The 3,726-nt window shown below is 45.0% G+C and carries 6 protein-coding genes; all 6 read left to right on the forward strand.

Features of this window, described 5'->3' with window-relative positions; translation table 11 throughout:
• A partial coding sequence (locus EL29_RS01815) for an HNH/endonuclease VII fold putative polymorphic toxin (RefSeq protein WP_242640086.1) occupies positions 1-780 on the forward strand: 780 nt, incomplete at its 5' end.
• Positions 770-1,384, forward strand: a complete 615-nt coding sequence (locus tag EL29_RS01820) for a hypothetical protein (RefSeq protein WP_024472490.1) — start codon at positions 770-772, stop codon at positions 1,382-1,384. The genes EL29_RS01815 and EL29_RS01820, both read left to right, overlap by 11 nt.
• 353 nt (positions 1,385-1,737) lie before the next feature.
• On the forward strand, positions 1,738-2,229 hold the full coding sequence (locus EL29_RS01825) for a hypothetical protein (RefSeq protein ID WP_028714908.1): 492 nt from the start codon (positions 1,738-1,740) through the stop codon (positions 2,227-2,229).
• Positions 2,216-2,473, forward strand: coding sequence for a hypothetical protein (locus tag EL29_RS01830; RefSeq protein ID WP_028714909.1), 258 nt, complete (start codon positions 2,216-2,218; stop codon positions 2,471-2,473). The genes EL29_RS01825 and EL29_RS01830 overlap by 14 nt, the downstream gene beginning before the upstream one ends.
• A 116-nt stretch (positions 2,474-2,589) precedes the next feature.
• Positions 2,590-2,802: a hypothetical protein gene (locus tag EL29_RS01835; RefSeq protein ID WP_146109138.1), complete on the forward strand. Its 213-nt coding sequence runs from the start codon at positions 2,590-2,592 to the stop codon at positions 2,800-2,802.
• Positions 2,803-2,930: 128 nt separating this feature from the next.
• Positions 2,931-3,332, forward strand: coding sequence for a hypothetical protein (locus EL29_RS01840; protein WP_049800800.1), 402 nt, complete (start codon positions 2,931-2,933; stop codon positions 3,330-3,332).
• Positions 3,333-3,726 lie beyond the last annotated feature (394 nt).

A 3,726-nucleotide genomic window follows, 5' to 3' on the forward strand; every position in this document is an offset into this window, starting at 1 on the left:
AATCTGGCAGCCGTTGTGCGTCTTGGTGCCACAGCATGCGCGGAGATCGCTTCATGCCGTAACATGGTTGTGGAGAAAGGGTTAGGCGCATTGCTGGGCCTCGGTGTGGCGAAAACGGCGATGGACAACCTTTCCGAGGCCGATCGTACATTGATACTGGCAGCGGCCATGACGGGTAAAGCCGATGAAATAGAGCGGCTGACTCCGGCACAGCAGGCGGTATATAAGGAAATGGTCGAGAGTCAGAAAGGCACTCTGCTTCCATTACCGGTGCTTGACCGGCCTTTAGTTGACAATACGCTGACTAATCCCATCCCAGGGCAGAATAAAGGCACGACGCTAACCACTCCGGATCAACGTGATCAGAACGGCAGCAGTCATACCGGGAATACCAGTGATGTGCCGAATGCGGGCAGTAATACGACAGTCATCCCAATCCCGGATGGGCCGAATAGGGATGATTTGGCTTATCAATCCGAAGGTTCACGGCCTGAGAACATGTCACCTGAGGGAGCAGGTAGAGCTGGTGCATTCAACGAGGCAAAACGGCAATCAGGAATTCCAGTGGGTAAAAATCCGGATAGAGTGCTTCCTAATGTAGATAAAAGAGGGAATTCTCAGCCAGGAAAAATCTATGAGTTTGATGTACCCAAACCTGGAGGTGGTACACAAACTATACAAATAAGGGATGATGCTAAAGGCCATTTCTTTGGCGAGAAAGATATCCAAAATAGAGGCCCTCATTTTAACGATCAGGAAGGGAATCATTATGATTACTGATATTACCATACGTTATGCTAGCAATATTAGTTTTAAAAATGAAATTGCCAATTTTGATTCACTGGGGGTTGCAGGAGAAAATATATCAGCAGTTAGCTGGGAAATAAAAAATATGAAGCGTAGCGATGGAACTTTAACCATTATAAAAGAAATGGTTAAAAAGCTATCAACCTCTGCTGATATAGAGACTATTTATATTTACATTCAATTGTCTGGAAAGCAACCTGACACTCGTTTGATAAGATATAAAAAAACGTGGGGCCTTTTGAAGTCAAGGGGCTACAATTTTGATTTTATGTCAAATAAAAATGATTTTATTTTTAATTATGGTGATGGATTAGCGTTGTCAGGGACTGCATCTTTTGATGTTTCATTGTTAGATAATTTATCAAAGTTAATTAAGGACGAGAAAAAAATTTTTTTTGCAATTGCTCCGTCTGGAAAGAAAGAATTGGAAGTAGCCAATATTAAATCTGAGCTTGAGTGGATGAATAATTTCTGGTCATTAAATGGGGTAGTATTTTTAACATTAGGTCTACTTGATGAAATGGACTGCGAAGTAGTTGCTTTAGGCAAAAAAACAGTTATTCAAGGTTTAAAATAAATTTTCTCTGTGGCGAATAATGCGCTCGGAGCCACATCTTCAGACAAACTCGATAAAGTCATTGAGCAAATCATGAACAGCGATAAATCACTGGAATCGGCTAATGAGCTGATCAAACTAGAAAATGCTGACATACGCAGTGATGCTCTGGTATCCAAATTTACTAGATACCCTTCAGAAATGACCGGCACAGCGTGGGCTGAACTAGCCGGAAATCTGCGAGTTTAAGCCTCTGAAATGGAAAAAGCCTTTGGGCGAGCGGTAGCACAATAGTTGGTTACCGGGCTGCTCTCTGGCAAGGATTACATAAAACGTAACCCTGACTCTGAAGTCATGTCTAAAGCTCAAGCATCATGAACACCTGGGGCTACCATAAATCGAATGCCAGTATTGGTGATGCGCCACTGATGTTTGGAGTTAAAGTGCTGTTAACCACAATAAAAGGTATGGCCACTGATGTAGCGATTGGGGTAGGTGTTGATACTGGCGTTCAGCTCGCAGGAAAAGATCCGTTCAGTTATGTCGATGCAATAATGGCTGGGGTGACAGCAGCCGCAACGACAGGGAAAGGCATTATAGCTTCAACTCCAATCAACATAGGGGGAGCAGCAATAGGAAGCGGGATTAAAGGGGAGAATCCGGTTAACTCTATGGCAGGCGCTGGAGCAGGTACTGTCGTTGGTGGCGTAGGAGGCGAAATAATAAAAGGGGTCGGTTCAAAGCTTGGAAAAGATGCAGTATCTGATTTAACAGGAGCGGTTCTTGGAGGCTACATCGGTGAGAAAACAGGGAATGCTGTAAAAGATGAACTCGATAAGAAGGATAAAACCGATGCTAAAAAATAATCTCTTTAGTTTAGTCAAACTGATATTGAGTTGCCTGATTTTATTTTTCATTGGCGATGTTGTAGCTGAACTACTTGCATCAGCGATTATTTATTTTAAAAAAGGTTTTTTCCAGTTCAGTTGGAGCAATGTTTTTGACTCTTTCTTCAGAACCGGGTATGTCGGCGGCCTTATTTTGGGTGTCGGGATCTGGATAAAGGTCTTGTTAAAGGAGCGAAAAGATCAACAGAGTCCCTCTGAATAAATCACCAATCCCGGCCTCTCTGGCTAGGATTTTACTTGATCCTTTCAGCTCTTCGTTCTGCGGATAACCGGTGCGGGACATCTCTCCTGTAGCGCACCGGGGAAGTCTTTCAGCCAGTGGCTGACCTTCTTAAGATGAATACACGTCAGGCTCAGGCCTTCCAGGCAGCCCTACGGCTCGCGGGTGTCCTGAGCGGTGATAATGATACAGTTGAGAATAATAGCCTCTCGCTGCCAGGCGGGCTGAACAGTTACGGCCAGGCTTCGACATCGCTGGGCACCTCAATGACTGAAGCCGGTGCGCAGCGGAAGAAATTAACGCAGCGCTGAGTAAAAATGCGAAAGGTGATTTACCGGAAGGCGCAAAAATCACCAAAACCATTGTTGAGGGTTATAAAGAGGGCGTACTGATTGCCGTTGCAGGTTATTTAGGGCCGGCGGCAAGCATCGGGAAAGTTGTGGCAGGTGCAACCGTCGCTGAAAGAGCAAATGGGACTTACAAGTGGTTCGATATAAACAGTGAGAAGAATCAGAGCCTGCCTGAAAATCAGCAGAAAACCTGGGATTACTGGGGGAGCGCTTCTGCGGCTGTGACCGGTGTATTAGCCCTTGGCCGTGGTGTCTGGCAGAACGTGGGAATAGCGGCAGGCAGTGCGGTGTTTACGGATGGGCCGGACAAAGGCGCTGTCAGTGGGGCGATTATTGGTGCTGGAGTCGGTGGAGCTATTGGTCTTTGGGGGCCAAGTTTACTGGATCCAGTTTTAGGGGGCGCATCAGGTCTTGCGAGCGACGTATTCGGTGCGGCTGGTAGCGAATATATAGGCAATAAAGTGAAGGACAAGATAAATGAGAAAAAATAAGCAAACCTTAACTTTGATGTGTTTAAGTATTTTATATATAACGCTTTGCTGCTTAATTTTCCTATTAATCTCTGATGCAGTAATAGACTTATTATTTTCTGGGGAATTAGAAATGAACCGGACAACTTTTAAGAGAATTATTGTGATGAGCTTAATCGCAGGTGTTGCGGTAGGAACTGGAGGTTACATATTCGCTAAAATAGACGAGTACAAGACCTGTAAATCACCCCCGTCCGATCCAGACTGATCGACACAAGACTCCCGGTCACAGCGCCGGGATCTTTTTATCTGCTGTTCAGAGATTAATATCCAGCTCAATCACCATTCTGCCACGTTTAACGGTGATAATCGCCAGCTTGCCGGTATCAAACCCGAATCTCTCATCATTATCCGC

Source organism: Pantoea ananatis LMG 2665 (genome assembly GCF_000710035.2).
Classification (GTDB): Bacteria; Pseudomonadota; Gammaproteobacteria; order Enterobacterales; family Enterobacteriaceae; genus Pantoea; species Pantoea ananatis.